We start from the raw sequence: 26804 nt of genomic DNA, 5'->3' as shown, positions 1-26804 counted from the left end.
GCGCTCCCTCGCAGTCAGCCGGGGGACTCCCATAAGCACCGGGTTTCGGTGATCTCACTGGTTCCGGAAACCGCGGTCGCGGCCCGGTTTTGCACCGCCCTTGCCGCGGCAGGCCGACCGCGTCGTGAGACGGCTCAAGAGAGCTGACGCAGTGGGGAGCGCTCGGGGCGCCGTCGAAAGCATGGCGTTGCACACTTGGCGCATCGGGCGAAATTCCATCCCTTGCCGGGGCGGACGGCGCCTGCGATCCCGGTCGCTTCAACCCATGAAGGACCGTGATGCCGTCATTCCTGAAATCCTTCGGCCCGGCCGTGCCGAAGACGACACCCATGGAAGCCGTTCGGGCCGGAACCGGGGCCTTCATCGGGCTCGGATTGTGCGCCCTGCTGGTGCTGGTGCCGACTGTCGATCTGCAACTCGGTCTGTACCTGATCGCTCCGTTCGGTGCGAGTTCGGTCCTCCTCTTCGCGGTTCCGAACAGCCCGCTGGCGCAGCCGTGGTCGGCGATTGGCGGGAATACGATCGCCGCGCTGGTGGGTGTCGCGGTCTGCCTTCTCGTCGCCGATCCGGCCCTGCGCATCGCGCTCGCCGTCGGCCTGGCCATCACGGCGATGATCCTGTGCCGCGCCGTCCATCCACCGGCAGGCGCGGTCGCGATGACGGCGGCGATGAATCCGGAGGCCATCGCCGAACTGGGGTTCTGGTTCGCCCTCACGCCGGTCGCGATCGGCACGGCGCTCCTGGTTCTGATCGCCATCCTCTACGCGCGGGCGACCGGCAGGCGCTATCCATTCCGCCAGTTCGACGACCCGAACCCGCATGGAACGGTGGATCGCCAACCGTTCGAGCGGCTCGGGCTGTCGAGCGCGGAGCTGACGAACATCCTGGAGCGATACCGGCAATCGTTCAATCTGGGGGTCGAGGATCTGGCGCGATTGATCGGCGCAGCGCAGATGCAGGCCGCGACCCACAGGATCGATCCGACCGTCGCTGCCGACTTCATGTCGCGCGACCTCGTCACGGTGGGGCCGGAAGCCTCGCTTGCAGACATCACGGCGCTGTTCGCGCAACACCGCTTCACCTCGCTCCCCGTCCAGACTGCGGATGGCCGGTTCCTCGGCGTGATCCTGCAGATCCACCTGATCGTCTTGAGAGGAAGCGATACGAGGGAGCTGCTCGGCAAAGGGAAGCGGCGCCTGCGGGCGGAAGACATCATGGATACGGCATGCCCGCGCGCGGCGCCCACGACCCCGGTGGCCGCCTTCTTCCATCTGATGGCCGAAAGCCAGACCGATGCCGTGCCGGTGATCGAGGACGAGCGGATCGTCGGCGTCGTCACCCGCACCGATCTGATCGCCGCGCTCGCACACAGTATTCTGGCGCAAGATCCGGCCGGTCGTGCTTAGCCTAGGTGAGAGGCAACCGCGTCTGCGGGGCTAAAAGGGGAGGCCGGTTCGACGGCGGGGCGCGTCTTAGGCTGATTTGCCTGAGCTCACCGCCCGGAGGTCACCGTTGGCAGCGCCACAGGGCAGGCGACGCATGCGCCGCATGTGTCCCGCGCCCGGCCGCGACGGCGACCGGGCGTCGGATCAATGGCGTTCCTGGTCCTCGGCCGCCTCGTCCCATTCGGGGCCGATGAGGTTCTCGCCGGGATTGCCGACCCGGACGCTGTCGGTGGCGTAGGCCTGGAAGGCCGGGACCTGCGCCATGGGAAGGACGAGCCCGGCGACCACACCGATCACGGCGGCGATCGCGATGCCGATGAGAATGGCCTTCAACGCGCGTCTCCCGTCGTCGGCGCTGCGGGCGCCGCGTTCTGCTGATATTGCAGGTCGAGCGCCGCCAGCGCGATCAGCGCCGGGGGCAGGTCGACGCCCGCGCGCCGCATCTCGCGGGTCGCGCCATGGCACCCGGCGATATCTTTGGCGTCGGCCAGCGCCTGGCCCTCGGCGAGGGTCATGTCCGGCTGCTTCTTGGTGGCTTCGGGCGTCTCGGGGATCGGCGCGCTGAGACCCGAGGTCTGCGGCGCGTTGTCGGCATTGCCAGCCTTCGGAGCCGGCGCATTGGCGTCGCTGGGCGCCTCGACCGCGGCGCCGGCCTGGTTGGAGGCTTCCTGGGCCGAGCCCGACTGGTTGCCGTCGGGCACGCCCGCGGCCTGCTGCTCGTTCTCGGCCGCCGCTTCGCCGTTGCTTGTCGCCTGCTGCTGCGGCTGGTCCGAGGCCGCGCCACCGGCGGGCTCCTGGTCCGTGCCGCTTTCGGCCGACGTCTGCGTCGCCGATGCCTGACCGGCCTGGGTCTCGCCGGCCTGCGCCGCAGGAGCCTGGTCAGCGCTCGCCTGAGCGGCTGCCGGCTGGCCGGGCGCGGCGGCTGCGTCCTCGGCCGGAGCCGGGGTCAGGAACGCCACCAGTTCGGTGCAGATATTGGCGGGGCCGGACGAGGCCGTGTCCGTGCCGGTCGCGCCGGGCGCCGGTGTCGCGGTGCCGGCATTCGCCGCGGGCTCTGCCGGTGAAGCCTCGGCGGCCGGATTCTGCTCCGCCGGCTGCGCGCCGTCAGGCGCGGGCGCCTGCTGGGTGTTCGCGGCCGGAGCCTCGGTGGCCGCCGGCGCCTGGGTGGTGGCCTCCGGTGCCGTCTGAGCGACGGCCGCCGTGGCCAGCGCCGTGGTGGCGAAGAGTAGGATGAGACTGTGGCGCATGGTGCTCACTCCGCCGGGTGGGTTTGCGGGATCGGCTGCGGTCCCTTGGCGGTCTTGGCCTGTTCTTCCTCGACCCAGAGGCTGTGATGGGCGCGGGCCCAGGCGAGGTCGACCTTGCCGTTGCCCATGGCGTCGTAGGCGCCCTCCATGCCGAGCGAGCCGATATAGATATGGGCGATGATGATGGCGATCAGCACCATGCCGACCGTGGCATGGACATATTGCGCGATCTGCATGCCCTCGATGTTCAGCACCGAGAAGGGGAAGAGCATCAGGAGGCCGCTAATCGACAGGGCGAGGCCGCCCAGCGTCACCGACCAGAAGATCATCTTCTGCCCGGCATTGAAGCGGTGCGCCGGGGGATGCTTGTCGCCGACGAAGCCGCCGAATTCGCGGATCCAGCGAATGTCGGTGCGGCTCGGCAGATTGTCCTTGATCCACACGACGATCATGAAGACGAGGCCGACCATGAACGCCCAGGAGACGAAATTGTGGACGTATTTCGCCCAGTAGCTCCAGGTCGAGAAGGCGTCCGGCCCGATCAGCGGGAACAGCAGCCGCTTGCCGAAGACGTAGTTGAGGCCGGTGATCGCCAGGAGGATGAAGGCGGTGGCGGTCATCCAGTGGTTCAGCCGTTCGAAAAAGCTGAAGCGTAGCAGCTTGCGGCCGACCTCCGGGCTGTCCTCGATCATGATCCGGCCGCGCGAGAAGTAGAAGGCGGCAAGCGCAAGGACCATGCCGATGATGGCGATGGCGCCGATCCACGGCAGCCAGCCTTCATGGAAGCTCTGGTAATCGCGCCCCTCGGGCTGCTCGAGCACCGCGGCCTTGCTGTCCGGGATGCTGACCCGGCCGCTGATCTGGCCGCCCTGCAGCGCGTTGAGGAGCTGCTGTTCGGTCGGCGCCTCGGCAGTGGGGTTCTGGCCGCTGGGATCGGTCTGCGCGCCGTCGGTCTGCGCGACGTCGCTCTGGGGCGCGAGATTGTCGTCGCCCTGCTGGGCGGCAACGGGCGTCGCCAGAAGGGCGAGCGCCAGGCCGCCGGCGGTGAGGATGGTGCGAAGCGTGGTCATCGTCGCCATCTCAGGCCTCGATCGTTTCGCGATAGGCCGTCTGCCAGCCCCAGGCCCCGGTGCCGTAGCCGCGCTTGGCGACCCGCTCCTTGTAGATCGTCGCGATGATGTCGCTGTCGCCGGCCAGAAGCGCCTTGGTCGAGCACATCTCGGCGCACATGGGCAGCTTGCCCTCGGCGATGCGGTTCTTGCCGTATTTGGCGTATTCCGCCTCGGAGCTGTCGGCCTCGGGGCCGCCGGCGCAATAGGTGCACTTGTCCATCTTGCCGCGCGAGCCGAAATTGCCGACCCGCGGATATTGCGGGGCGCCGAACGGGCAGGCGTAGAAGCAGTAGCCGCAGCCGATGCACAGATCCTTGGAATGCAGCACCACGCCGTCCTCGGTGGTGAAGAAGCAGTCCACCGGGCACACCGCCGCGCAGGGCGCGTCGGTGCAGTGCATGCAGGCCATCGACACCGAGCGCTCGCCCGGCTTGCCGTCGTTCAGCGTCACCACGCGACGCCGGTTGATGCCCCAGGGCACGTCGTGCTCGTTCTTGCATGCCGTCACGCAGGCATTGCACTCGATGCAGCGATCGGAGTCGCAGAGAAATTTAAGCCGCGCCATTGTCTGTCGCTCCCCTTATGCCGCCGCGATCTGGCACAGCACGACCTTGGTCTCCTGCATGCCGGTGACCGGGTCGAAACCGTAAGTCGTGATGGTGTTGACGGATTCGCCGAGCACGATCGGGTCGGTGCCCGCCGGATAGTGCTCGCGCCAGTCCTCGCCCTGGTAATGTCCGGAGAAGTGGAAGGGCATGAAGGCGACGCCGGGCGCCACGCGCTCGGTTACCAGCGCCTTCACCCGCGTCTTCGCGTCGTTCTCCGTGCCGTAGACCCAGACATATTGCCCGTCCTCGACACCGCGGGCGGTGGCGTCGGCCGGATTGATCTCGACGAACATCTCCTGCTGCAGCTCCGCCAGCCAGCGGTTGGAGCGGGTCTCTTCGCCGCCGCCCTCATATTCCACGAGCCGGCCCGACGTGAGCAGGATCGGGAAGTTTCCGGCGACGTTCCGCTCGATCGCGGCCTGCTGCACGGAATAGCCGATATTCGGGATGCGGAACTGCCGCTCGTCGGGCCGGGTCGGGTATTTCTCGACGAGGTCCGGCCGCGGCGTGTAGATCGGCTCGCGGTGTACCGGGACCGGATCGGGCAGGTTCCAGGCGACCACCCGGGCCTTGCCATTGCCGTAATGCATGACGCCGTGATCCATGCAGACGCGCTGGATGCCGCCCGACAAATCCGTCGCCCAGCTCACCGCGTCGACCTTGTCGCCGCCGACCCGCTGGATCGTCGCCAGTTCCTCCGGCCGCAGATCGGCATCCCAGCCGAGCTTGCGCAGGATGCCGTAATTGAACTCGGGATAGCCGTCGGTGAGCTGCGAGCCCTCCGAATAGGAGTCCTCGGCCAGCAGCGTCTCGCCGTTCCGCTCGACGCCGAAGCGCGCGCGGAAGGTGCCGCCGCCTTCCCAGATGGGTACGTCGGTACGGTAGAGGATCGGCGAGCCGGGATGCTTCATCTCCGGCGTGCCCCAGCACGGCCAGGGCAGGCCGTAATATTCGCCGCCGACTTCCGGCGTGTCGGCCGGCGCGCGCAGGCTGACCAGGTCGAACTTGTCCTGGTTGCGCATATGCGCCTTCAGCCGTTCCGGCGACTGGCCGCAATAGCCGGTGGAGAAGCCGCCGCGATTGATCTCGCGCAGGATGTCCTCGGCCGAGACCTTGCTGTTTTCCACGGCGATGTTCTTGAACATCCGGTCGGCGAAGCCGAGCTTGACCGCGAAGTCGTGGATCACCGCGTAGTCGTCGCGGGACTCGAAGGCCGGCTCGACGATCTGTTCGCCCCATTGCAGCGACCGGTTCGACGCGGTGCGCGAGCCGTCGGTCTCCAGCGAGGTGGCGATGGGCAGGAGATAGGTGCCGTTGCGGCGGCCCTTGATGGCGCCGAAGGTGGTGGCATGGGGGTCGGCGACCACCAGCAGTTCCAGCTTCTCCAGCGCCTGCAGCATCTCGGGCATGCGGGTGACGGTGTTGCCGCCATGGCCCATGATGAACATGCCGCGCAGCGGCGAGCGCTGGTCGATCTCCTCCGGCGGCATGCTGACCGCGTCGAACCACCGGGTCGAGGTGATGCCCGGCGTCTCCATGTTTTCCTTGCGGGTGCGCGGCTCGCGCCCGCCCTTGGCCGGGACCTCGTCGAAGCGGCTCTGCAGCCACTCATATTCGACTTCCCAGACCCGCGACCAATGCTTCCAGCCGCCCTCGGTCAGGCCGTAATAGAGCGGCAGCGAGGTGACATCGAGGCCGAGATCGGTGGCGCCCTGCACGTTGGTGTGGCCGCGGAAGATGTTGGCGCCGGTGCCGGGCTTGCCGACATTGCCGGTGGCCAGGCACAGGGTGCAGTAGGCGCGCACATTGGCGGTGCCGACCGTGTGCTGGGTGGCGCCCATGCACCAGATCAGCGTCGACGGCCGTTCCTGCGAGAACAGATAGGCGACGTGCTTCAGCTGCTCGCCGGACACGCCCGAGACGCGCTCGACCTCTTCCGGCGTCCACTTGGCGACTTCCTTGCGGACCTCGTCCATGCCGTAGACGCGGGTGCGGATGAACTCCTTGTCCTCCCAGCCATTCTCGAAGACGTGCCAGAGAATGCCCCAGATGACCGGGATGTCGGTGCCGGCGCGAAGGCGCAGATATTCGGTGCCATGGGCCGCAGTGCGGGTAAAGCGCGGATCGATGACGATCAGATTGGCGCGGTTCAGCTCCTTGCCGGCCAGGACGTGCTGCATCGCGACCGGATGCGCTTCCGCCGGATTGCCGCCCATGATGATCATGGTCTTGGCGTTGCGGATGTCGTTGTAGGAATTGGTCTGGGCGCCGTAGCCCCAGGTGTTGGCGACGCCGGCCACAGTGGTGGAGTGGCAGATGCGGGCCTGGTGGTCGACCGAGTTGGTGCCCCAGAAAGCGCCGAACTTGCGGAACAGATAGGCGCCCTCATTGGTGAACTTGGCCGAGCCGAGGAGATACATGGCGTCGGCGCCGGAATCCTCGCGGATCTCCAGCATCTTGTCGCCGATCTCGTCGATCGCCTGCTCCCAGGACAGCCGCTGCCACTGGCCGTCGACCAGCTTCAGCGGGTATTTCAGCCGCCGGTCGCCATGCACGATCTCGCGGATCGCGGCGCCCTTGGCGCAGTGGGTTCCGCGGTTGATCGGGCTCGACCAGCTCGGCTCCTGACCGGTCCAGACGCCGTTCTGCACCTCGGCGGTCACCGTGCAGCCCACCGAGCAATGGGTGCAGATGTTCTTCTTGATCTCGATCGGCACGCCGGGCATCGGCGCGCTGACCGCCTCGGCCTTCTGCACGGCGCCGGGCATCATGGTGCCGAAGGCGGCGAGGCCGCCGACGGCGAGGCCCGACTGCTTCAGAAAGGCGCGGCGATCGAGTCCGGCAGGACGGGTCGACGAGACGGAAGAACAGAATTGGCCGGGCTGTCCGGCCTTGCGTTTGGTGAGCATGTCCGCCTCACTTGTCCTGCAGCGTTTCGTAGCCGTTGGTCCGGTAGAACGCCTGAACGTCCGGGCTGTCGGGCTGATATTTCGGTTGGGTCTCGTCGGTCCCCGGATCGTAGGCCTCGGCCTCGTCGACGAAGGCCGGCGCCGTCACGGCCACGGCGGTCGCCGCGCCAGCCGCACCCGTGGCTTTGCGAAGGAAGGCGCGTCGATTGAGATCAGGCTTGTCCGTCGCCATGGTCGTCTCCCATTTCCCTGCCGGCGCGCGGGCCGTGCGGTCGTTTCGCGGCATTGTCATGCGACCAGCGCCTGCGACTCGGTCTCGATTGTCATGAAGCTGCGGCCGACACGGCCGACACAGCGGTAGAAATCCGCCGACCGGGCCGTTTCCAGATCCGCGAAGAAGCGGCCCATCCACGGCTGCATATGGCGGGCGAAGAAGTCGCGGGCGGCGCCCTCGGGAGCATCGAAGCGCCCGTCGATCAGCCCGGCCATGGTCTCGCAGAGGACGCCGACATGGTCCTCGAGCTCGACGAGGGAGCGGGACCGCTCGATGCCCAGCCGCGCGAGATCCTGCCGCAGGCGGGCCAGCGGCTTTTCGCGCAGGAAGCCGGTCAGGTAATAGGAGCCGTAGGGCACCAGTTCGCCGCGGCCGACGCCGATGAAAAGGTCGAAATACTCGCGCTCCAGACGCGCCGGATCGGCCCGGCGGGCGGCCTCGGCCAGCGCCGCGTGACTGCGCCCGAGGGGGGTCGCGTCGCCGCTGAGGCCGGCGACCAGCGCCAGCGTCTCGGCGCTCGGCTCGCGGGCCATGAGAACGGCGAGAAGGCCGTAATGCTGGACCCGGAACTGGTCGACCGGATCGAGCGCCGCGCGCAAGGGCGCCGTCGCCGTTGCGGCAACGTCGTGAGCGCTCGGTTCGGAAGGCCCGTCGGTCATCGTGGCGCTTTCATGGGTGTCCGGTTACCCGTTGATCTGGAACGAGAACCTAGATGGTTCCGGGGTTTGTGCAAGCCTCTTTTGAACCATTCCAGTTTCGTTGACGGCTATTCAAATCGGCAGCGCGCTGCCATGTCGCAGCGGCCGGTTTCGCGGAGCTTGCTGCGCTGTTTCCGCAGCGGTTTCGGACATGGCGTCCGGCGTTTCCGGTAGGGCCGAATCCTGCGGGCCGGGCGCCGCGGAAACCGTCTCGTTCGGCCCCGCCTGCGTGCCGTCCGCCATGGTCATGGGGGACGGCGATTCGGCGGCGTCGCTTCGATCCGCCACAACAGTCGGCTCCGCGGCCTCGGCCTCGGCCTCGACGGGCGCAGCCTTCTCGCGGCCGAAGATGTCCTTGACCATCTGCTTGACGTCGGTCGTCGCCGACAAGGGCCCGGAGACCGGCACGCCGCCCGGCACGTTCCAGTCCCAGGCATAGTCCCTGGCGTCACCGACATAGTCGCGGATGGCGGGATCGAGCGACCAGAGCCGCCGCATGGCGCGATTGCGCAGGGAGGCCGGGACCCCCTTGCGCAGAAACGCCGTCATGTCCGACGCGGCGGTCAGATCCTCGGGGGCGGGCAGCGCCGCCAACTCCTCGGCGGTGATCGGCGCATCGACCGCAGGCTGCGGCGCGTCGTCCGGCGCAGCGTGCTCAAGCGATACGCCGACGGCCTCGGCGTCAGGGCCCGCATCCGTTCCGGCGGCGGCCGTGCGGTCCGCGTCGGCGACCTCGCGCTTGCGCTGGGACCAGCGGGAGAGGAAATCATTGCTCAAACCGGTCGTCCTTGCCGTCCTGTTCGTGCTTCCTGATCTGCCGCAGGGAAAACTAGCCTGCGATCCGAGCGGGTCGAGGGTGTGGGCCGCATCAATGTCGGTGGCCGTCAAAGTCTGTCGGCGCCCGATGATCCTCGGCAAGGCGCGGCTTCGGCCGGGCCGTGCCGGCATAGGGATCGATCCCCTCGTTCAGCACCGCCTCCACCCGGCAGTCCTCGCACATGCGGATCGCGTCGAGACGGCGGGCATTCTCGCCGGCGAACATCCAGTGCTTGCCTTCCAGCTTGGCGATGATCCGCTCGATCGTGCTCTTCGTGCCGAAGGGCTTGGCGCAGCGAATGCAGCAGAAGGGCTCTTCCTCCTTGAGGATCTGCCGCGGTGCGTTCCAGGCGGCGAAATCGAGCGTCGGCTCTAGGGTGATGACCTGTTCCGGGCAGGTCGCTTCGCACAGGCCGCACTGGACGCAGGCGCCATGGGAGAAACTCAGCAGCGGCCGGTCCTCGCTGGCCGACAGCGCGCCGGTGGGGCAGGCGGTCACGCAGGCATGGCACAGCGTGCAGCCGTCGGTCTGCACATGGACCTTGCCGAAGGGCGCGCCTTGCGGCAGGGCCACCTGCTCGACCGGCGCCGGCGCGACCCGGTGCAGCATCCGCAGGCTCAGCTCCAGAAGCTCGCGCTTGCTGCCGGCCGGGGCGAAGCTGGCGGGCGCCGGTGCGGCGCGGCCGAGCGGCAGGGCCGCCAGTTCGGCGAGCATCTCGTCCGGCGTATCGGCATGGAGGATCCGGCAGGAATCCTCGCCATAGCCGAGCGCGGCCGCAAAGGCGCCGGCCAGATCGACGGTCCCCGCCAGGGTGGCAATGCCGTTCCGCGGCGCGCGCCGCGCCAGGATGCCGATGCCGGCCGCCCCGTAGGCGAACGCCGCGGCGAGGCTTTCCAGCCCGATCTGCTTGATCTCGTTGACGGCCATCGGCAGCACATGGGCCGGCAGCGTCGGACCGGCGGCGTCGATGAGCGGCTGACCGACATAACCATCATGGAAGAGGACGACCGGGTCACGGCCGCCCGCCGCCCGGTAGCTGGTCAGGAGCGTGCGCAGGCGGTCGAGCTGCATGTCCACTGTCGGCAGCGTGTAGGATGCCGCGCCCGTCGGGCACACCGCGGCGCAATTGCCGCAGCCGGCGCAGACATAGGCGTCGATCGTCACATGCTCGCCGGCCGGCGCGATCGCCTCCATTGCACAGGCGTCGAGACAACGGGTGCAGCCGGTGATCGACGAACGCGAATGGGCGCAGAGCTCCTTGCGGAAGGCGATATATTGCGGCTTCTCGAACTCACCGACGAGTTCGGACGCTTCGGCGATCGCCGCGTCGAGGGCGGCCGGATCGGCGACATCGGCCCGCAGATAGCCGTCGCGCGCCTCATGGGCGGGAAACAGCGGCGGCCGAGCCGCGAGATCGAGGATCACGTCGCAGCGCGACACCGCGCCGTCGCGCGGCAGCGCCATGCCGTCCGGCGGCATGTAGCCGTCCACCACCGCCTGATAGGCACCGAAATGCCCGCTGGCGCTGGCGATGCGGCCGCGCGCCACCGGAAACGGCAAGCCGTCCGGCACCCGCGTCAGGCCGCCATCGTCCAGAAGAACCGTCACGTCGAGGGACGCCGCCAGCCGCAGGCCCGCATCGATCGCGGCCGCGCCGTCGCCGCAGATCAGGATCGTGCCGTCGCTGACGAGGGACAAGATCGGCGGCTGCGCCGGGGGCAGGGCGGCAAGCGCCGCCTCGGCTGTGTCGCGGGGGCCGGTATGGGCTGGCGTATCGGTCACGATGGACGCAATCCTTCGGGCGTGTACGGCATTTCAGGCAGCCGGTTGTCTCACCGTCCACCGTTGGCGTAGAACGATTTTAAACTGGCGCAAGTCAATAGTATCACGTGGTTTTTTCATGTCGTCGCCATCGACCCTCGGGCCCGATCACGGCTCGTTTCGCTGCCTTGTGTCACCATCTGGAACCCGCAAGGCGGGCGGCCACCGCCTTTGCGTCTCCCGCATCGGTCCCGATGCGCCGGTCCGCCTGCGGCGTTTTCCCGCGTCAGGGCGTTCCCGTCCGGCGGATCGGCATGACCGGGCGCGGCTGGACAGCGATGGGCCGATGCGCGATGGGAAGCGCCGGCCGCTCGCTGCGGCCTTGACGCCGCCGTTACGGCGCGCGCCCGCAATGGGGGCCCCATGGCTTTGAAACTGCCGCGCACGATCCGCATGGACCCGTCCGACGCCTTCGTCTTCACGGACGCGGCCGAACCCGGCGAATGGGCCGTCAGCGGCACCTTCCGCTTCTGGAACCGCGACGTCGCGGCGCTCGAGGGCAAGGAGCGCCAGGCATTTCGCTCGGGGCTTCTGGGCGTTGCGAGCTTCGGCTGGTCGACCCTGGCGATCGTCAGCGAGGCGAGCGAGGCCGAGCGCGACGCGGTGGTGGAGGAACTGGCGCGCCATCTTGTGACCCATCTCGGCGCGCCGGATGTCGCCACCGCCCGGCCGGCGGCGCAGGAAGAGGTGGCCTTCGCCGCCTCGCTCTGCGACCACCCGGTGAACACCATGCTGGCGGTGCAACGCAGCGTCGAGAATGGCGACATTCGCGAGCGCTTCCGCACCCTGCATCGGCGCGAGGGCGCCGTCGACCATTCCCGCGCCTTCGGCTTCGTCGAGATCGACGAGGACGACGACGCCTATGCCGAGCATGTCGACATCCGCACCCTCGGCAAGACGCAGCCATGAACCCGGACGCTGGAGAGACGAGATGAGCGAGTTCTGGGTATCCTGCGGCCATCAGCTTCTCGACCGCAATGCGTCGGGCCATCTGCTGCTGACCGACGAATTCCTGAAGGCCTATTTCGCCCGGCCCGAACTGGTGCCGCCGCCCGAGGCCTGCGCCGCCGAGCTGGCGCTGCATGCCAGCCTCTTGGCCGATCCGCGCCGTCCGGTGAGCGAGGCGGAGATCACCGGGCTCGACGATGCGGATGCGCGCGAGAACTGGCAGGTGATGCTCGCCTTCCGCGACCGGCTCATGGCCGCGCCGACGCTGGAGGCGGCCTATCTGACGCTGGTGCGCGGCGACATGTCCGGCACGCCGCATCTGTTCGTGAACCAGCTGGCCCAGGTCGTCCTGCGCAATGCGCTGGATGGCTGCACGGACCCGTTCGTCCTGCGCTCCGCCGAGCTGTTTTTTCGGCCGCAGCGGGCAAGCGTCCATGACGGCGCCCTGCTTCTCGCCGATGCCGAGATCGTCGAGATGCAGGAGCAGGATCGCCATGCCTCGCCGCTCCTGGCGATGTTCGCCGAACCGGCGGTGAGTGAACTCGACGTCCTCGATGCCGAGAACGCCGCCTCCTATTTCCACCGCGACGAAGCCTTCGAGCTGGTGCTCAGTTTCGCTTCCGGTCCGGCGGCGCGGGCCGGCCTTGCCGAGGCGATCGAGCGCTGGATCGCGCATCTCCTCGGGGTGCGGGTGAAGGTCGAGCCGGTCGCGCGGGTGGATGACGACGACTGGGCCTGGTTCGTCGGGCTCGATGCCGAGGCCAGCCGGATCGGCAACCAGGTCTGGCGTGGAGATACGGTGGCCCCCGCCGATCTGGAGAAGATCATCGGCATCTTCGCCCTGACCTTCGCCGATCCGGCCGAGGCGCTGCCGGCCATCGGCGCGCGGCCGGTCTGGCTGTTCCTCGCCAGGCCGAAGGACGGCGTGGTGCGGCTGAAGCCGCAGAACCTCATTGTCGGCCTGCCGCTGCGCTCGCCGGCGGAGGTGGCGTGAGCATGGACGCGCCGACCTTTCGCGTCGGGGTGGTGGTCGAGCGGCGGCCGTCCAAGAGCCCCTGGGTCGACCATGCCTGGCGCATCGTGGCGATCATTCCCGAGGCGATCGGCACCGAGCCCGGCCATGTGCTCGGCCACGACGGCGACGCGGTGCTGCTCTATGCCGGCACGCGGTCGGTGGAATTCCACCGGGTCGAGACCGGCAATTACCGCGACAATCTGACCTCGGGCAGCCCCGGCCTCTGGGTGACCCTGGCCCTGACCGACGAAGAGCCCGGAATCCGGCTCATCTCGGTGACCGCCGATCCGGCCGAGGGGGAGTCGCTGACCGAGATCGGCGATCTGATGGTCGAGATCGCGCCGATGCCGCCGGAGATCGCCGAACGTCTCGCCGCCTTCGTCGAAACCCACCATGTCGAACGCGTCTTCACCAAGCGCAAGCGCCAGTAACCCTCTGGTTGCGCACGGATACATCCTCCGGCCGGCCGAACCTTATCCTTCGGTGGCTAAGCGTCCGGGAACCCACCCGCCGGGAGGGGCATTGCTGCGCAAAACGCAAGCCAGGGAGATCGGCATGGCAGGGAAAACCGGCATCATCGTCGCCATCGGCGTCGTGCTCTTCATCATAGTCGGGGTGATCGGCTTCTACGGATCCGAAGCCTCGAACGCGCCCGAAGGCGACATCGTCAATTACGAGGAACCCGAGGTCGAAGGCTGAACCGTCTGGACTGTACGGTCCGTTCGCAGCGTCACGGTTGCTCCACGCTCAAAAAATAGGCGTGCCCGGTGCGAGGCAGAAGTGCTTGACTCGGCCTCGCTCCCTGCTACGCTGACCTGACATACCGGCCTTGTTCGCCGGACGGCATTCGAGCCCCGCCCGCCCGTCGATTCCTGTCGACGGGCGGCGGGGCTTTTTTGTGGGATCGACGTGACGCAACGCATAGACATCGGCATTCTCTACTCGCGCTCCGGCAACTACCAGTTGCTGTCCGACGCCTGCCGCGCCGGCGCCCTGAGCGCCATCGCGGCGGTCAATCGCGACCCGGCGCTCGGCATCGAATTCGTGCCCGTCGAGCGCGATCCGGAGGGGCAGGTCGATCGCTATGCGCCGCTCTGCGAGGAGATCCTGCGCGACAGCGGCGCGCGCCATGTCATCGGCTGCATCACCTCCTGGAGCCGCAAGGAGGTCATCCCGGTGCTGGAGAAGACCGGCGGGACACTCTGGTATGCCTGCCCCTACGAGGGCTTCGAAACGAACGACCACGTCGTTTACATGAATGCCTGCCCGAACCAGCATCTGGTGCCGCTGCTCGGTCATGTCGTGCCGCGCTTCGGCGCCGACGCCTTCCTGGTCGGCTCGAACTACATCTGGGGCTGGGAGACCAATCGCGTCGCGCGCGATCTGGTCGGCGATGCCGGCGGACGCATCCTGGGCGAACGCTATCTGCCGCTCGGCGATACCGACGTGTCCCGGCTGATCGACGAGATCCGGGCGACACGGCCGAATTTCATCCTCAACCACCTGATCGGCCCGTCCTCCTATGCCTTCTTCGCGGCCTATGACGAGTTGGCGCGGGAAGATCCGCATTTCGCCGCCGCATCCTGCCCGATCCTCTCCTGCAATCTGACCGAGATCGAGCTGCCGGCGATCGGCGCCGCGGCAGAGGGCCATATGGCCGTCGGTCCGTATTTCCACGACAGGGCGAAGTCCTGGCCGAGCCCGGCGACGGAGCCGGCCTTCACGTCCCGGCCCTCGTCCTTCTTCGCTGCCGCCTACAGCGCCGTTCTCGTCCTTGCCGACCGCCTTGCTGCCGATGCGGGGGCGGCGCGCCGCATTCCCGACTTCGCCGGCCGGCGGTTCGCCACGCCCTTCGGCGAAATCGCGATCGACCCGCAGACCCAGCATGCCAGCCTGCCGATCCGCATCGGTCGTGTGCGGGACGGCGGGTTCGACGTGGTGGAGGAGAGCGCGCAGCGGGTCGATCCCGACCCCTATCTCTCGCGCTACGACCCGGCGCGGATCTTCCCGCGTCCTTCCCTGCGAGCCGTCTCGTGACCCGCCGCAGCCGTATCCCCAATCTCGGCGGGGCCAGGGCCTTCGTGCTGCACCCGCCGCACGCGACCACTGCCGCGCTGGTTCGCCAGCTGGCGGCGATCGGGCTCGATCCCGTCGAATGCTGGCCGGATCTGCCGGCCGACGCGCTGGCGGCCGACTTCATCTTCTTCGACGCCGATCTCGGCTATGACGCGCAGTTTCCGTGGACGCCGGGCGAGGCCCCGATGCCGATGATCGCGCTGATCGGCTCCGAGGCGCCCGGACGCATCGAATGGGCGTTGTCGCACGGCGCGCACTCGCACCTCGTCAAGCCGGTGGCCAATTCCGGCATCTATTCGGCGCTGCTGATCGCCCGGCAGGGATTCGAGGCGCGCCGGAGCCTGGCCGACGAGGTTCGCGGCCTCAAGGGGCGGGTTGCCGAACGCCAGACCATCGTGCGCGCCGCCGTGGCGCTCAGCGCCGGCGGTGTCGGCGAGGAGCGGGCCTATGCCCAGCTGCGGGCGCTCGCCATGAGCTGGCAAACGACGATGGAAGAAGCGGCACGCCGCGTCCTGGCACTCGAAGAGGGAGGTCGCGATGAGCGCAGAACTCGTCTCTGAGCCGTCGGCGCCCGTGGTGGTCGCAAAGCCGACCGGCGTCCTGGCGCAGTTGCTGCGCCGGCCCCTGGCGGTGATCGGCCTCGTTCTGATCGTCGTAACGGTCGTCGGCGCGATCGCCGCGCCGTGGCTGACCTCCTACGATCCGAACGACCAGCTCTTCGACGGGCTGACGCTGCAGGGCGCGCCGATGGCGCCGGGCGGCGCCTTCGTCCTCGGCACCGATCTGCTCGGCCGCGATCTCCTGACGCGCATGCTCTACGGCGCCCGCACATCCCTGATCATCGGCATCGTCGCCAATGGCGTCGCACTGATCATCGGCACTCTGGTCGGCGTGACCGCCGGCTTCTTCCGCGGCTGGATCGGGGCGGTCCTGATGCGTTTCACCGATCTGATGATGGCGTTTCCGGCGCTGCTCCTGGCGATCTGCCTCGCCGCCGTGCTGTCGCCGAGCCTGTGGATCGTCGCGATGGTGATCGCGCTGGTCAACTGGGTGCAAACGGCGCGCATCGTCTTCGCCGAGACCAGCTCCCTCGCCGAGCGCGAGTTCATCGACGCCGAGCGCTCCATCGGCGCCTCGACGCCGCGCATCCTGTTCCGCCACATCCTGCCGCATCTGCTGCCGACGATCATCGTCTGGGGCACGCTCGGGATCTCGACCACGGTCCTCCTGGAGGCGACCCTGTCCTATCTCGGGGTCGGCGTGCAGCCGCCGACCCCGTCCTGGGGCAACATCATCTTCGAGAACCAGACCTATTTCCAGGCGGCGCCGTGGCTGGTGTTCTTCCCCGGCGCGGCCATCCTGGCGCTGGCGCTGGCCTTCAACCTCGTCGGCGACGCGATGCGCGACATCCTCGATCCCACCCAGCGGGGGCGGCTGTCATGATTGCCTATCTCGCCCGTCGGCTGATCCAGTCGGCGCTGATCCTGCTCGGCGTGTCGCTGATCACCTTCGCGCTGCTCTATCTGCTGCCGGCCGACCCGGTGCGCCAGATCGCCGGCCGCAGCGCGACGGCCCAGACCGTCGAGAACATCCGCCGCGAACTCGGCCTCGACCAGCCCTTCCTCGTCCAGTACGGCCGCTATCTGCTCGGCCTCGTGCAGCTGGATTTCGGCCGCTCCTATCTGCAGCGCTCGGAGGTTTCGGAGCTGATCGCGGCACGGCTGCCGGCAACGCTCCTGCTGATGCTCGGCGCCATCGTCTGCGAACTGGTGCTGGGCCTGACCATGGGACTGGTGGCGGCGCTGAAGCGCGGCTCGGCGACCGACCAGACGCTGATGGTCGGCTCCTTCGTCGGCGTCTCGGCGCCACAGTTCGTCGTCGGCCTCCTGCTTCTCTACGTCTTCGCGGTGCGCCTCGACTGGTTTCCGATCGGCGGCTACGGCACCTTCTCGCATCTCGTCCTGCCCTCGGTCACGCTCGGTATCCTGGGGGCCGGCTGGTACTCGCGGATGATGCGGTCCTCGATGATAGACGTCCTGCGCCAGGATTACATCCGCACCGCGCGGGCCAAGGGCCTCGCCCGCTACACCGTGCTGTTCCGGCATGCCTTGCCCAATGCCATCCTGCCCGTGATCGCGATGATCGGCATCGACATCGGCCTGTTCATGAGCGGCATCGTCGTCGTGGAAAGCGTCTTCGGCTGGCCCGGGATCGGCCAGCTCGCCTGGCAGGCGATCCAGCGCGTCGACATCCCGATCATCATGGGCGTCACGCTGGTCTCGGCCTGCGCCATCGTGCTCGGCAATCTGCTCGCCGATCTCGTCTCTCCGTTCATCGATCCCCGGATCAAGCTCCAGTGACCCCTGAAGGAAAGGAAGACCGCATGAAAGCCTGGCTCACCACGACCGTCGCCGCATCGGCGCTCGGATTCATGCTGGCGGCAGCGCCGGCCATGGCGCAGGACGCCGCGACGGCGCCCGCCGCCGATGCCACCACGCCGGACCCTGACGCCAAGCAGGGCGGCAACATCGTCATCACCTACAAGGACGACGTCGCCACGCTCGATCCGGCGATCGGCTATGACTGGCAGAACTGGTCGATGATCAAGAGCCTGTTCGACGGGCTCATGGATTACGTGCCGGGCACCACCGAGCTGCGGCCGGGCCTTGCCGAAAGCTACGAGATTTCCGAGGACGGGCAGACCTTCACCTTCAAGCTCCGCTCGGGCGTAAAGTTCCACAATGGTCGCGAGATGACCGCCGAGGACGTCAAGTTCTCGCTCGACCGCGTGACCGCTCCCGCGACGCAGAGCCCCGGCGCCGGCTTCTTCGGCATGATCGACGGCTACGAGGCCGTGGCCGCCGGCGAGGCCGACAGCCTGTCCGGCGTCACGGTGGTCGATCCGACGACGGTCGAGATCAAGCTGTCGCGGCCCGATGCCACCTTCCTGCACGTGATGGCGCTGAACTTCGCCTCGGTCGTTCCCGAGGAAGCGGTGGCCGAGCACGGCGCCGATTTCGGCAAGAACCCCGTGGGCACCGGCGCCTTCAAGCTCGGCGAATGGGCGCTCGGGCAGCGCGTCGTGTTCACCCGGAACGAGGATTACTGGCGCGACGGCCTGCCGTATCTCGACCAGATCACCTTCGAGATCGGCCAGGAGCCGATCGTCGCGCTGCTGCGTCTGCAGAGCGGCGAGGTCGACATTCCCGGCGACGGCATCCCGCCGGCGAAGTTCCAGGAAGTCATGGCCGATCCCGAGCAGAAGGCCCGCGTCGTCGAGGGTGGCCAGCTGCAGACCGGCTACATCACGATGAACGTCGAGATCCCGCCCTTCGACCAGAAGGGCGTGCGCGAAGCGGTCAACATGGCGATCAACAAGGACCGCGTCGTCCAGATGATCAACAACCGGGCGCTGCCGGCCAACCAGCCGCTGCCGCCGTCGATGCCCGGCTATGACGAGAGCTACGAGGGCTACGCCTACGACGTGGACGCGGCAAAGGCCAAGCTCGCCGAGGCCGGCTTCCCGGACGGGTTCGACACCGAGCTCTTCGTGATGAACACCGACCCGAATCCGCGCATCGCCCAGGCGATCCAGCAGGACCTGTCGCAGATCGGCATTCGTGCCGAGATCCAGTCGCTGGCCCAGGCGAATGTCATCGCCGCCGGTGGCGAGAAGGACGCCGCGCCGATGATCTGGTCGGGCGGCATGGCCTGGATCGCCGACTTCCCGGATCCGTCCAACTTCTACGGCCCGATCCTGGGCTGCGCCGGCGCCGTGCCGGGCGGCTGGAACTGGTCGTGGTACTGCAACGAGGAGCTCGACAAACGGGCGACCGAGGCCGACTCGATCGTCGATCCGGCGCGCCAGGAAGAGCGGTCGCAGATGTGGTCGAAGATCTACACCGACATCATGGCCGACGCGCCGTGGGTGCCGGTCTTCAACGAACAGCGCTTCACCATGAAGTCGCCGCGCATGGGCGGGGCCGACAATCTCTATGTCGACCCGGTCCATATCCCGATCAACTACGACTACGTGTATGTGAACGATGTGCAGTAACTGCGACTACACGATCCACAGTCGCCACCATCATTTCGGCTGGGACAACACGTTCCAGCCGGCCCAGACGGTGGCCCCCGGCTCGACGATCGAATTCGAATGCCTCGATTCCTCCGGCGGTCAGTTGACCGCCGGATCCACCGTCGCCGATGTCGAGACGCTGGATTTCGGCAAGATCAACCCGGTGACCGGGCCGATCTTCGTCGAGGGCGCCGAGCCGGGCGATGCCCTGAAGATCACCATCGAGTCCTTCAAGCCCTCGGGCTTCGGCTGGACCGCCAACATTCCGGGCTTCGGCCTCCTGGCGGACGACTTCAAGGATCCGGCGCTCACCATCTGGAAATACGATCCGGGGACCCTCGAGCCGGCTCTGTTCGGCAAGGAGGGGAAGGTGCCGCTGAAGCCCTTCGCCGGAACGATCGGCTGCGCGCCGGCCGAGCCGGGGCTCCACTCGGTCGTCCCGCCCCGGCGCATGGGCGGCAATCTCGACATCCGGGATCTGTCGGCCGGCACGGTGCTCTACCTGCCGGTCGAGGTGGCCGGGGCGCTGTTCTCGGTCGGCGACACCCATGCGGCGCAGGGTGACGGCGAAGTCTGCGGCACGGCGATCGAAAGCCCGATGAACACGGTGCTGACGCTCGATCTGGTCAAGGATGCGCGGCTGCAGATGCCGCGCTTCACCACCGCAGGACCGGTGACGCGGCATCTCGATGGTAAAGGCTACGAGGTGACGACCGGGATCGGGCCGGACCTCATGGCCGGGGCGAAGATGGCCGTCGCGCAGATGGTCGATCTCCTCTCGGCCCGCTACCAGATGGATCCGGTCGACGCCTACATGCTGGTCTCGACCTGCGGGGATCTGCGGATTTCGGAGATCGTCGACATGCCGAACTGGGTCGTCTCCTTCTACTTTCCGCGCTGCGTCTTCGAATGAGGCAGCCTGTCGAGAACACCCGCGGCGGCGCGATGCCGCCGCGGGACGGTGCCATCCTGCGGGTCGAGGAACTGACCGTCGAGGTCGGCGGCGAGACCGGGCCGAGGCCCGTGGTCTCGGACTTTTCCTTCGAACTCGCCCGCGGCGAGACGCTCTGCATTGCCGGCGAATCCGGGTCCGGCAAGTCGATGACGTCGCTGGCGATCATGGGGCTGCTGCCCAAGCCCGGCGCGCGGATCGCTTCCGGCCGGATCCGGCTGGGCGACACCGACCTGGCACAACTGGGCGAGGGCGAGATGCGCCGGGTGCGCGGCAAGCGCGTCGCGATGATCTTCCAGGAGCCGATGACCTCGCTCAACCCGGTGCTGACCATTGGCCGGCAGTTGATCGAGGCGATCGAGGCCCATGAGAGCGTCGGTCGAAGCGAGGCGCGGCGCCGTGCCATCGCGGCCCTCGATGCCGTTCGCATTCCCGAGGCCGCCAGCCGCCTTGCCCAGCATCCGCACGAACTGTCCGGCGGCATGCGCCAGCGCGTGATGATCGCGATGGCGCTGGCGCTGCGCCCCGACGTGCTGATCGCCGACGAGCCGACGACGGCGCTCGACGTCACCGTGCAGGGGGAGGTGCTGGAGTTGCTGCGCGATCTGCAGCGCGATCTCGGCACGGCGATCATCCTGATCACACACGACATGGGCGTTGTCGCCGAGATGGCCGACCGTGTCGTCATCATGCGCCACGGCCGCATGGTCGAGACGGGGGCCGCGGCAACGATCTTCGCCGATCCGCAGGCGGCCTATACGCGCGAACTCCTGGCCGCCGTGCCGCGCATGGGCCAGGGCCGCGACCGCGCGGCCGCCCGCGTCGCGCCGCCCGTCGCCGAACCGTCCGCGGTTCCGGCCCCGCTGGTCGATGTCCGCGATCTCTCCGTGCGCTTCGACATCCATGGCGGGTTCTTCGGCCGGGTCGACCGGCGCGTCCATGCGGTGGAAGGGATCAGCTTCTCCGTAGGGGATCGCGAGACCTTGTCCCTCGTCGGGGAATCGGGCTGCGGCAAGTCGACGACCGCAAAGGCGCTGGCGGGGCTGGTGCCGTATTCCGGCGACATCGTCGTCGGCGGTCGCAATATGGCCGGGCTGACGCGCCGCGAGACCAAGGCCCTGCGCCGCGATGTCCAGATGATCTTCCAGGACCCGTTCGCCTCGCTCGATCCCCGCATGACGGTTGGCGACCTCGTCGCCGAGCCGATGCTCATCCACAATATCGCCGAGGGCCCCGAGCGGCATGATCGCACCGCCGGCCTGTTCGAGCGGGTGGGGCTGTCCGCGTCGGACATGCGCCGCTATCCGCACGAATTTTCCGGTGGCCAGCGCCAGCGCGTCTGTATCGCCCGCGCCCTGGCGCTGCGGCCGAAACTGATCGTCGCCGACGAAAGCGTTTCGGCGCTCGACGTGTCGGTGCAGGCGCGGGTGCTGGAATTGCTGCGGGAACTGCAGGACGAGTTCGGCATCGCCTATCTGTTCATCTCGCACGACATGGCCGTGGTGGAGAACATCTCCGATCGCGTGGCGGTGATGTATCTCGGCCAGATCGTCGAGATCGGCACGCGGGAGCAGGTGTTCGGCAACCCGCAGCACCCCTATACGCAGCGGTTGATCGAGGCGGTCCCGGTGCCGGATCCGGCCATGCGGCGCCATGCCTTTCCGCGGCTGGACCACGATATCCCGAGCCCGGTGCGTCGTGTCGGCGACGAGCCGTTGCGCCTGATGCTGCAGGATTGCGGCGATGGGCATCTCGTCGCGGCCTGAGCCGCGGCGATATCGACGGGATCGTGAAGGCGGGCGCCCGATGCGGCGCGCGGTGGCGGCCCGTCGAGCGGGCAGGGCGCCGCGCTACTGGCGCAGGACGTCGCCGAGGGTCTTGCCGGTGTTGAGGAGATGGACGCGCCAGATCGCGGCGGCCCCGGCGCTGTCGCGGATGCGGAGGGCCGCCATCAGGGCCTCGTGCTCCTCGAAGGCCTGCAGCCATCGGTCGGCGTCGAGAATGGCCATGTAGCGGCCGCGCTGGGCCCGCAGCATCAGCCGCTCGTGGACGAATTGCAGTTCCTCGTTGCCGCTTGCGGTCACCAGCATCTGGTGGATCGTCGAGTTCAGGTCGAAATAGACGTCCTTGTCGTCGGCATGGAAGGCCGCGGTCATGGCGGCGTGCACGGCCTCGATCTCGGCGATCTCCGCCTCGCTCATCCGCCGCGTCGCGAGCTCGGCGGCGAGGCTTTCGACGGCCGCGATGACCTCGAACAGCTTGATCGCCTCCTCGGCCGTATAGGAGGCGACCCTGGCCCCCCGGTTCACCTCGATCACCACCAGCCGTTCCTCGGCCAGCACCTTCAAAGCTTCCCGCAAGGGGGTCGGCGACACGCCGAGGCTGTCCGACAGGCTTGCCACCGGGACCTTCTCGCCTGGCATCAACTCGCCATGGATGATCATCTGGCGAAGGGTCTCGGCGACTTCCTGGTGCAGCGAATGGCGGCGGATGCGCGCCTTGCGGGGCTTGTCGCCGAGGGCGCGGGCAGGACTGGCGGCGGCGCTGGGGTTCGGGCTCAACGGGGGACTTTCTCGACCGGCATGATCGGTTCTATGTAGGCGCATCGCTCTTTCGGAGAACTGCGCATGCTGTCAGCCAGCCCATCATTCCGCCCGATGCGGCCCGTCGGGCCGGGAGTCGCACGCTGATGGCCGATGACGCGACGCCCGTCGAGACGCTGGCGACGGCGCTGATCGCGGCCCGGCGTTCGCATGCCCCGATGCCGAGCGGTGAGGCCGACCGTCTGGCCGGCATGATCGGCCCCGACGGTGCCTATGCCGTCCAGCGGCTGGTCTGCGAGGCCTTCGGTCCGGTCGCCGCCTGGAAGACCGGGCGCAAGCGCGTCGCCGATCCGGTGATCGCAGCGCCGGTGCTCAAGGGCGGTCTGCGCGCCTCCGGTGCCAGCTTCTCGACCGCTGAACTCGGCGCCTGCGGCGTCGAGCTGGAAATCGGCTTTCGTCTCGATCGTCCCCTGCCGCCCTTCAATGCCGCCGATTTCGAGACCCTGGCCCGGGACTGCGTGACGCCGCTGGCGGTGATCGAGATCGTCGACGGCCGCATCGACGGGTTCATGGACGCCGCGCCGCTGGCCAAGCTGGCCGACAACCAGAGCAATGGCGGCCTCGTCTTCGGGACTGAGTCCGACGACGCGGCGCTCGATCTCACCGAGCCGGAGGTGCGCCTGACCTTCGACGGCCGGGACGTGGTGACCGGCCGGCAGAAGGTGCCGGGCGGCGACGCCTTCTCCGTCTTCCTGGCCTTTGCCCGGATGGTCGGAGATCATTGCGGCGGCCTGCAGCTGGGGCAGATCGTAACCACCGGGACCCTGTCCGGCCTGCCCTTCGTTGCGCCCAGCACGGTGATCGAAGGCTGGATTTCCGGCCTCGGCCCCGTGCGCACGGCCTTCGTCGAAGCCGCTGCCGGCGACGGTCAGGATGCGGCGATGTCCGGCCAGCGATCGTCCCATGGACAGCGTTCCTCATAGGCGGCGGCGAGCGCCAGAAGCGTCGGTTCCGCACCGCGATCGCCGATCAGCTGGACGCCGATCGGCAGGGTGCCGGGCGGGACCGGGCAGGGCAGGGCGATGGCCGGAAGCCCGGCGGCATTGACCCAGCCAGTATAGACGGCATGGCCGCGCGGCCCGACGGTGTGGCCGTCGATCCTGTCCGGGAAGGGCGTATCGGCCGCCCAGGGCATGGCGGCGCAGGACGGCATCAGGATCAGGTCGAAATCCGCAAAGCCTTCAGAGACCTGCCGGCGCAGGGCCGCGACCGTTTCGAGGATGGCCAGGAGGTCGCTTGCCGACCGTTCCGCGCCGCGCCGGGCCATGGCGACATATTTGGGGTTCACCTTGTCGGCAAAGTCGGGCGCGACGGCCAGAAGGCGCCCCAGGCCGATCTCGGCGATCGACGACCAGATCGCTGCGAGCCCGGAGCTGTCGAAGGGCAGCTCGCTGCGCGTGACCTGGTGGCCCAGTGCGGCGAATGCGTCCGCCGCGGAGTGCAGGGCGGTGACGATCTCCGGGTCGCAGGGATTGGCGTCGATCCGTTCGACCCAAAGGATGCGGAGCGGTCGATCGGCGGCCGGCGCGTCTGGCGGACAGCGCGAGGCCGGGTCGGCGCGGTCGGGTCCGGCGAGGACGCTGTCGAGCAGCGCCGCGTCGCGCGCCGAACGGGTGAAGGTGCCGACCACCTCGAAATCCAGGAGCACCTGCGGCAGCCCGTCGGCGCGGGGCACGTGGCCGATGCCGGGTTTGAGGCCGACGAGACCCGTATAGGCGGCCGGACGCCGGGTGGATCCGCCGCCATCGGTGCCGATCGCCACCGGCACGAGCCCGGCGGCGACGGCCGCCACCGATCCGCCGCTGGAGCCGCCCGGCGTCAGCGCCGGCGCCCACGGATTGCGGGTGACACCGAAAAGGTCGTTGGAGGTGTAGCCCTCGACGGCGAATTCCGGCGTGTTCGTCTTGCCGATGACGATCGCACCGGCCTCGCGAAGACGCCGGATCGGCAGTTCGTCCCGCGGCGCGATGGTGCCGGCATAGAGCCGGCTGCCGAAGGTGGCGGGCATGCCCTTCACCACGAGATTGTCCTTGACGGCGACCGGCACGCCGTCGAGGGGGCCGATGGGCGCGCCGCTCCGCCAGCGCGCGGCCGAGGCGGCGGCCTCCTCCCGCGCCGTCGGCGACAGGCAGACGAAAGCGTTCAGCGCCGGATCGATGCGGGCGATCCGGGCAAGGCAGAGATCGACGATCGTCACCGGATCGCTCGCGCCTTGCCGGTACGCTTCGACCAGCGCCGACGCGTCGAGGCGCCAGGCCGTGGATGCGGAGATGGTCATTGCGCTCAGCCCGCCATGTTGCGCGGCAGCCAGAGCACGATGTCCGGCGCGAAGATGAGAAGGATGGTGAAGGCGATCATGATCAGCGCGTAGGGGAACGCGCCATAGACCACGTCCGTGAAGGGACCGCCGTCCTTGCGCACGCCCTGCACGACATAAAGGTTCATGCCCACCGGCGGAGTAATCATGCCGAGCTCGCACATCAGAACGACGAAGATGCCGAACCAGATCGGGTCGACGCCGACGGCTGTGACCACCGGCAGGGCGATCGGGATGGTGAGGACCTGCATCGACAGGACGTCCATGAACATGCCGAGGAAGAGGTAGAAGACGATCAGGATGAGCAGGAGCCCGGTCGCCGACAGCCCGAAGGAGGCGACCCACTGGGTCATCGCCTGGGCCGCGCCGCCAAGCGCCAGCGTGACGTTGAGCATGAAGGCCGCGGTGATGATCAGGAGGATCATGCCGGTGGTCTTGGCCGACTGGCGGAAGCAGATGTCGATCACCTGCCAGTTCAGCTGGCCCTCGCGCCAGATGAAGCCGATGGCCACGACGACGGCCAGCGCCGCCGATTCCGTCGGCGTGGCGATGCCGGCATAGATCGAGCCCATGACGACCAGGAAGATGATCAGCGGCGGGATCAGATGGCGGGCGAGGGCGAGGCGTTCGCGCAGGGGCAGCAGCGGCTCCCGCTCGACGGTGGAGCCGTGTTCCTCGATCAGGCTCTGGACGGCGATGAAGATCATGAAGCTGAGGGTCAGGAGAACGCCGGGCACGATGCCGGCGATGAACAGCTGGCCGATCGAGGTTTCGGCGAGCGAGCCGTAGACCAGCAGGTTGACGCTGGGCGGGATGAGGATGCCCAGCGTGCCGCCGGCGGCCAGCGAGCCCAGTGACCGGCTGGGCTTGTAGCCGCGCTTGTCGAGATTGGGCAGCGACACCGTGCCGATGGTCGCGGCGGTGGCGACGGACGAGCCTGAGGTGGCGGCGAACAGGGCGCAGGAGCCGATATTGGTGTGCAGCAGCCCTCCGGGCAGCCGGACGAACCAGACGGCGAGGGCGGTGTACATCCGGTCGGCGAGGCCGCCGCGCAGGAGCAGTTCGCCGAGCAGGATGAACAGCGGGATGGCGGTCAGGACGTTCTCGTTCTGCACGCCCCAGGCGACCGGCCCCATGGACTGCACCAGCGGCCAGCCGAACAGCAGCGTGCCGCCGACGACGCCTGTGACGACCATGATGACGGCCACGGGCACGCTGGCCAAGAGCAGCGCCAGCATGGCGACGAACCCGATGAGGACGGCGGAGACGGTCATGGGCGGGAATCCGGAACGGTCAGGGAAGGACGGGGCAGGCGGTCAGCGCGCATGGACATTGTCCATCTCCTCCTTGATCTCGTCCTCCACCCCCTTCGGATCGAAGGCCTCCGACAGAGCGTCGAGACGGCCCCGCAGGAGGAGGTAGGTGGCGTAGAGGGCGAGGCCGACGGCGACGAAGGCGAAGAGCACGTAGCCGGCGAACCAGCCGGCCTGCGGATAGATCATCGGCGTCGCCCAGGGCGTCGGCGCGACGCTGCCATAGGCGATGGTGTCGGCGATGACGAAGCGGCCGACATAGACGAGGAAGAGGCCGAACAGGGCGAGCGAGACGATCGACAGCCAGTCGAGGATGGAGCGGATCGTTGCCGGCAGCCGGCGATGCAGGAAATCGATGCGCACATGCGCCCGGTCGACCAGGGCCACGGTGAAGGCCAGCGACGATCCGATGGCAAGGACATAGCCGCCCAGTTCGTCGGCGCCTTCGAAGGAGAAGTTGAACAGTTTTCGGGCGACGGTCTCGGCCGCCACGAAGAAGGACAGCGCGACAAGCGACAGGCCGAAGACCCAGCTGGCGAATCTGGCGAAGTGATGCATGGAGCCGTCCCCG

At 68.3% G+C, this 26804-nt stretch carries 26 protein-coding genes; 13 read left to right on the top strand and 13 right to left on the bottom strand.

Annotated features, from left to right (window positions below; translation table 11 throughout):
* Positions 1 to 329: 329 nt before the first annotated feature.
* Entirely contained in the window at positions 330 to 1406 is a 1077-nt protein-coding gene (locus tag N7I30_RS02415) for an HPP family protein (RefSeq protein ID WP_498636448.1), read from the top strand.
* A 183-nt stretch (positions 1407 to 1589) separates the two neighbouring features.
* Here the strand turns inward: N7I30_RS02415 and N7I30_RS02410 are convergent, their stop codons facing one another.
* The 9 genes from N7I30_RS02410 to N7I30_RS02370 all read right to left on the bottom strand — a co-directional run bounded on the left by N7I30_RS02410 (position 1590) and on the right by N7I30_RS02370 (position 10892).
* On the bottom strand, positions 1590 to 1778 hold the full coding sequence (locus N7I30_RS02410) for a hypothetical protein (RefSeq protein ID WP_024350111.1): 189 nt from the start codon (positions 1776 to 1778) through the stop codon (positions 1590 to 1592).
* Positions 1775 to 2692: a hypothetical protein gene (locus N7I30_RS02405; protein ID WP_498636446.1), complete on the bottom strand. Its 918-nt coding sequence runs from the start codon at positions 2690 to 2692 to the stop codon at positions 1775 to 1777. Before N7I30_RS02405 ends, N7I30_RS02410 begins: the two co-directional genes overlap by 4 nt.
* 5 nt (positions 2693 to 2697) lie before the next feature.
* Complete coding sequence (locus N7I30_RS02400; protein WP_498636444.1) at positions 2698 to 3762, bottom strand: formate dehydrogenase subunit gamma; 1065 nt, start codon at positions 3760 to 3762, stop codon at positions 2698 to 2700.
* 10 nt (positions 3763 to 3772) lie between these two features.
* Positions 3773 to 4369 carry a formate dehydrogenase FDH3 subunit beta gene (gene fdh3B, locus N7I30_RS02395; protein WP_009210530.1) on the bottom strand — a complete coding sequence of 199 codons (597 nt, stop codon included), beginning with the start codon at positions 4367 to 4369 and terminating at the stop codon, positions 3773 to 3775.
* Between the two features lie 15 nt (positions 4370 to 4384).
* The gene (locus N7I30_RS02390; protein WP_024350114.1) at positions 4385 to 7321 is read right to left on the bottom strand and encodes a formate dehydrogenase subunit alpha; all 2937 of its coding nucleotides are present in this window, start codon (positions 7319 to 7321) and stop codon (positions 4385 to 4387) included.
* Between the two features lie 7 nt (positions 7322 to 7328).
* Positions 7329 to 7553 carry a twin-arginine translocation signal domain-containing protein gene (locus N7I30_RS02385; RefSeq protein ID WP_024350115.1) on the bottom strand — a complete coding sequence of 75 codons (225 nt, stop codon included), beginning with the start codon at positions 7551 to 7553 and terminating at the stop codon, positions 7329 to 7331.
* Positions 7554 to 7609: 56 nt separating this feature from the next.
* Positions 7610 to 8254 carry a TorD/DmsD family molecular chaperone gene (locus N7I30_RS02380; RefSeq protein ID WP_498636441.1) on the bottom strand — a complete coding sequence of 215 codons (645 nt, stop codon included), beginning with the start codon at positions 8252 to 8254 and terminating at the stop codon, positions 7610 to 7612.
* A gap of 111 nt (positions 8255 to 8365) precedes the next feature.
* Positions 8366 to 9181 (bottom strand): DUF3306 domain-containing protein, encoded by an 816-nt coding sequence (locus tag N7I30_RS02375; RefSeq protein WP_498636439.1) that lies wholly within the window; start codon positions 9179 to 9181, stop codon positions 8366 to 8368.
* On the bottom strand, positions 9162 to 10892 hold the full coding sequence (locus N7I30_RS02370; RefSeq protein ID WP_498636437.1) for a 4Fe-4S dicluster domain-containing protein: 1731 nt from the start codon (positions 10890 to 10892) through the stop codon (positions 9162 to 9164). The genes N7I30_RS02375 and N7I30_RS02370 overlap by 20 nt, the downstream gene beginning before the upstream one ends.
* 402 nt (positions 10893 to 11294) lie before the next feature.
* On the opposite strand from N7I30_RS02370, the gene N7I30_RS02365 reads away from it, so the two are divergent.
* The 11 genes from N7I30_RS02365 to N7I30_RS02315 all read left to right on the top strand — a co-directional run bounded on the left by N7I30_RS02365 (position 11295) and on the right by N7I30_RS02315 (position 21766).
* Positions 11295 to 11840, top strand: a complete 546-nt coding sequence (locus tag N7I30_RS02365; protein WP_277024996.1) for a DUF6505 family protein — start codon at positions 11295 to 11297, stop codon at positions 11838 to 11840.
* 22 nt (positions 11841 to 11862) lie between these two features.
* Complete coding sequence (locus N7I30_RS02360) at positions 11863 to 12873, top strand: DUF6352 family protein (protein WP_498636435.1); 1011 nt, start codon at positions 11863 to 11865, stop codon at positions 12871 to 12873.
* A gap of 2 nt (positions 12874 to 12875) precedes the next feature.
* Positions 12876 to 13325, top strand: coding sequence for a DUF3305 domain-containing protein (locus N7I30_RS02355; RefSeq protein WP_498636433.1), 450 nt, complete (start codon positions 12876 to 12878; stop codon positions 13323 to 13325).
* 124 nt (positions 13326 to 13449) lie between these two features.
* Entirely contained in the window at positions 13450 to 13593 is a 144-nt protein-coding gene (locus N7I30_RS02350) for a hypothetical protein (protein WP_155898440.1), read from the top strand.
* A 210-nt stretch (positions 13594 to 13803) separates the two neighbouring features.
* Positions 13804 to 14931 (top strand): transporter substrate-binding protein, encoded by a 1128-nt coding sequence (locus N7I30_RS02345; RefSeq protein ID WP_498636431.1) that lies wholly within the window; start codon positions 13804 to 13806, stop codon positions 14929 to 14931.
* Entirely contained in the window at positions 14928 to 15530 is a 603-nt protein-coding gene (locus N7I30_RS02340; protein ID WP_187390711.1) for an ANTAR domain-containing response regulator, read from the top strand. The genes N7I30_RS02345 and N7I30_RS02340 overlap by 4 nt, the downstream gene beginning before the upstream one ends.
* Positions 15508 to 16413 (top strand): ABC transporter permease, encoded by a 906-nt coding sequence (locus N7I30_RS02335; protein ID WP_498636429.1) that lies wholly within the window; start codon positions 15508 to 15510, stop codon positions 16411 to 16413. Before N7I30_RS02340 ends, N7I30_RS02335 begins: the two co-directional genes overlap by 23 nt.
* Entirely contained in the window at positions 16410 to 17330 is a 921-nt protein-coding gene (locus tag N7I30_RS02330; RefSeq protein ID WP_024350125.1) for an ABC transporter permease, read from the top strand. Before N7I30_RS02335 ends, N7I30_RS02330 begins: the two co-directional genes overlap by 4 nt.
* Positions 17331 to 17353: 23 nt before the next feature.
* Positions 17354 to 19027, top strand: coding sequence for an ABC transporter substrate-binding protein (locus N7I30_RS02325; RefSeq protein WP_370197562.1), 1674 nt, complete (start codon positions 17354 to 17356; stop codon positions 19025 to 19027).
* The gene (locus N7I30_RS02320; RefSeq protein ID WP_498636426.1) at positions 19017 to 19961 is read left to right on the top strand and encodes an acetamidase/formamidase family protein; all 945 of its coding nucleotides are present in this window, start codon (positions 19017 to 19019) and stop codon (positions 19959 to 19961) included. Before N7I30_RS02325 ends, N7I30_RS02320 begins: the two co-directional genes overlap by 11 nt.
* A 32-nt stretch (positions 19962 to 19993) precedes the next feature.
* On the top strand, positions 19994 to 21766 hold the full coding sequence (locus N7I30_RS02315; RefSeq protein WP_498637102.1) for an ABC transporter ATP-binding protein: 1773 nt from the start codon (positions 19994 to 19996) through the stop codon (positions 21764 to 21766).
* A gap of 84 nt (positions 21767 to 21850) precedes the next feature.
* On the opposite strand, the gene N7I30_RS02310 is transcribed toward N7I30_RS02315, so the two are convergent.
* Positions 21851 to 22561 carry a GntR family transcriptional regulator gene (locus tag N7I30_RS02310; RefSeq protein ID WP_024350129.1) on the bottom strand — a complete coding sequence of 237 codons (711 nt, stop codon included), beginning with the start codon at positions 22559 to 22561 and terminating at the stop codon, positions 21851 to 21853.
* A 128-nt stretch (positions 22562 to 22689) separates the two neighbouring features.
* Between N7I30_RS02310 and N7I30_RS02305 the strand changes: the two genes are divergently transcribed.
* On the top strand, positions 22690 to 23526 hold the full coding sequence (locus N7I30_RS02305; protein WP_498636424.1) for a hypothetical protein: 837 nt from the start codon (positions 22690 to 22692) through the stop codon (positions 23524 to 23526).
* On the opposite strand, the gene N7I30_RS02300 is transcribed toward N7I30_RS02305, so the two are convergent.
* The 3 genes from N7I30_RS02300 to N7I30_RS02290 are packed head-to-tail and all read right to left on the bottom strand — an operon-like array spanning position 23472 to position 26791.
* Positions 23472 to 24881: an amidase gene (locus tag N7I30_RS02300; protein WP_498636422.1), complete on the bottom strand. Its 1410-nt coding sequence runs from the start codon at positions 24879 to 24881 to the stop codon at positions 23472 to 23474. The two genes, N7I30_RS02305 and N7I30_RS02300, sit on opposite strands and share 55 nt — an antisense overlap.
* 5 nt (positions 24882 to 24886) lie before the next feature.
* A complete protein-coding gene (locus N7I30_RS02295; RefSeq protein ID WP_024350132.1) occupies positions 24887 to 26194 on the bottom strand; it encodes a TRAP transporter large permease in 1308 nt (435 codons plus the stop codon).
* Between the two features lie 42 nt (positions 26195 to 26236).
* Complete coding sequence (locus tag N7I30_RS02290) at positions 26237 to 26791, bottom strand: TRAP transporter small permease subunit (RefSeq protein WP_498636420.1); 555 nt, start codon at positions 26789 to 26791, stop codon at positions 26237 to 26239.
* Positions 26792 to 26804 lie beyond the last annotated feature (13 nt).

It is taken from the genome of Aurantimonas litoralis, from assembly GCF_026153195.1.
In the GTDB taxonomy this organism is placed as follows: domain Bacteria; phylum Pseudomonadota; class Alphaproteobacteria; order Rhizobiales; family Rhizobiaceae; genus Aurantimonas; species Aurantimonas coralicida.
The sequence above is the reverse complement of the archived record's forward strand: the minus strand, read 5'-3'. Positions and strand labels throughout refer to the sequence as shown.

Excerpts from the sequence above, each read along its gene's own strand:
- N7I30_RS02415 (WP_498636448.1), top strand. The coding sequence starts at position 330 with ATGGAAGCCGTTCGGGCCGGAACCGGGGCCTTCATCGGGCTCGGATTG.
- N7I30_RS02405 (WP_498636446.1), bottom strand. The coding sequence starts at position 2,692 with ATGCGCCACAGTCTCATCCTACTCTTCGCCACCACGGCGCTGGCCACG.
- N7I30_RS02400 (WP_498636444.1), bottom strand. The coding sequence starts at position 3,762 with ATGACCACGCTTCGCACCATCCTCACCGCCGGCGGCCTGGCGCTCGCC.
- fdh3B (WP_009210530.1), bottom strand. The coding sequence starts at position 4,369 with ATGGCGCGGCTTAAATTTCTCTGCGACTCCGATCGCTGCATCGAGTGC.
- N7I30_RS02390 (WP_024350114.1), bottom strand. The coding sequence starts at position 7,321 with ATGCTCACCAAACGCAAGGCCGGACAGCCCGGCCAATTCTGTTCTTCC.
- N7I30_RS02385 (WP_024350115.1), bottom strand. The coding sequence starts at position 7,553 with ATGGCGACGGACAAGCCTGATCTCAATCGACGCGCCTTCCTTCGCAAA.
- N7I30_RS02380 (WP_498636441.1), bottom strand. The coding sequence starts at position 8,254 with ATGACCGACGGGCCTTCCGAACCGAGCGCTCACGACGTTGCCGCAACG.
- N7I30_RS02365 (WP_277024996.1), top strand. The coding sequence starts at position 11,295 with ATGGCTTTGAAACTGCCGCGCACGATCCGCATGGACCCGTCCGACGCC.
- N7I30_RS02360 (WP_498636435.1), top strand. The coding sequence starts at position 11,863 with ATGAGCGAGTTCTGGGTATCCTGCGGCCATCAGCTTCTCGACCGCAAT.
- N7I30_RS02355 (WP_498636433.1), top strand. The coding sequence starts at position 12,876 with ATGGACGCGCCGACCTTTCGCGTCGGGGTGGTGGTCGAGCGGCGGCCG.
- N7I30_RS02350 (WP_155898440.1), top strand. The coding sequence starts at position 13,450 with ATGGCAGGGAAAACCGGCATCATCGTCGCCATCGGCGTCGTGCTCTTC.
- N7I30_RS02335 (WP_498636429.1), top strand. The coding sequence starts at position 15,508 with ATGAGCGCAGAACTCGTCTCTGAGCCGTCGGCGCCCGTGGTGGTCGCA.
- N7I30_RS02330 (WP_024350125.1), top strand. The coding sequence starts at position 16,410 with ATGATTGCCTATCTCGCCCGTCGGCTGATCCAGTCGGCGCTGATCCTG.
- N7I30_RS02325 (WP_370197562.1), top strand. The coding sequence starts at position 17,354 with ATGAAAGCCTGGCTCACCACGACCGTCGCCGCATCGGCGCTCGGATTC.
- N7I30_RS02320 (WP_498636426.1), top strand. The coding sequence starts at position 19,017 with ATGTGCAGTAACTGCGACTACACGATCCACAGTCGCCACCATCATTTC.
- N7I30_RS02315 (WP_498637102.1), top strand. The coding sequence starts at position 19,994 with ATGCCGCCGCGGGACGGTGCCATCCTGCGGGTCGAGGAACTGACCGTC.
- N7I30_RS02305 (WP_498636424.1), top strand. The coding sequence starts at position 22,690 with ATGGCCGATGACGCGACGCCCGTCGAGACGCTGGCGACGGCGCTGATC.
- N7I30_RS02300 (WP_498636422.1), bottom strand. The coding sequence starts at position 24,881 with ATGACCATCTCCGCATCCACGGCCTGGCGCCTCGACGCGTCGGCGCTG.
- N7I30_RS02295 (WP_024350132.1), bottom strand. The coding sequence starts at position 26,194 with ATGACCGTCTCCGCCGTCCTCATCGGGTTCGTCGCCATGCTGGCGCTG.
- N7I30_RS02290 (WP_498636420.1), bottom strand. The coding sequence starts at position 26,791 with ATGCATCACTTCGCCAGATTCGCCAGCTGGGTCTTCGGCCTGTCGCTT.